Origin of the sequence: Blastomonas sp. CCH1-A6, assembly GCF_001556365.1 — a bacterium.
Lineage (GTDB): Bacteria > Pseudomonadota > Alphaproteobacteria > Sphingomonadales > Sphingomonadaceae > Blastomonas > Blastomonas ursincola.
This window is the reverse complement of the sequence record NZ_LSIS01000271.1, coordinates 1-828: the sequence shown is the minus strand read 5'-3', so window position 1 is coordinate 828 and position 828 is coordinate 1. Positions and strand designations below refer to the sequence as shown.

Sequence of the window (828 nt, the reverse complement as noted above, 5' to 3'; positions counted from 1 at the left end):
GGAACGAAGACTGCGCGCAGATCGGCCACACCCCGAACTTCGACCTCGTGAATACTGCCGAAGCCATGCTCTACAGGGCTGCGCTGATCGCGGTGGCTGGGCCTCCGCTCGCCGGAATCACCCTGCGGATCAAGGCTAACGCTCATGAGTTCGGAACCTACCGGACGGTTGAGGCGAGCATTGATAACGAGCAGGACGACGGCAGCCATGCCAGCTATCTCGAGACCCTCGAGACCGGCATCGCCTTCTGGCATCAGGCCGGGTTTGCACCGCCTGAATTTGGCAAGCTGACGGCCAGCGATCAGCTTGCTGGGTTCATTGTGGATGCCGTCGCAAGCGCGCTGCGGATAACACGGCCGAGCAGCACCGGTGCATTCTTTCCGGAATCCTCCGGGCCGCTCCACCGGAACCTCACCGCAGCCTTTCCGGAAGCGGCGCAGCGCGCCTTTCCCGAAGGGGCCGTGCCATGCTGAGCGACAGCGAGCGCTTCGCCTTCAGCGCCTGGCGGATCCATGCCTTCGCCTCGACGGGCAATGCCTACGACGCCGTGCAGACCGACGAGACTATCGCTACTGGCGATACGCTGCTTGTCCTCGACGAACGGGTCGTCGGTGTCGCGATGACCTGGCCCTTTGCTATCACCGCAGACGCAGGCAAGCTTCATGCGGTCTGTGAACCCGGCGCTGGCGAAACCCTTGGGCACATTGAAAAGGCGCTCGATGTTCCAGACGGGTCAATCGCTCGAGCCTGCCGCCTCGCAAGGACTCTCGGCTTTGCGATTGATGCGGGCCTCGTCCCGTGGCTGTCTGAGCCGCTGGCGAGAGATGG

At 63.5% G+C, this 828-nt stretch carries 2 protein-coding genes; both read left to right on the top strand.

The window, feature by feature from the left end; genetic code table 11:
* Window positions 1-473: hypothetical protein (locus AX735_RS25875; RefSeq protein WP_066280794.1), on the top strand; the 473-nt coding region annotated here is incomplete at its 5' end.
* The coding region (locus tag AX735_RS26360) for a hypothetical protein (RefSeq protein WP_231750109.1) at window positions 467-828 on the top strand (362 nt) is incomplete at its 3' end. The genes AX735_RS25875 and AX735_RS26360, both read left to right, overlap by 7 nt.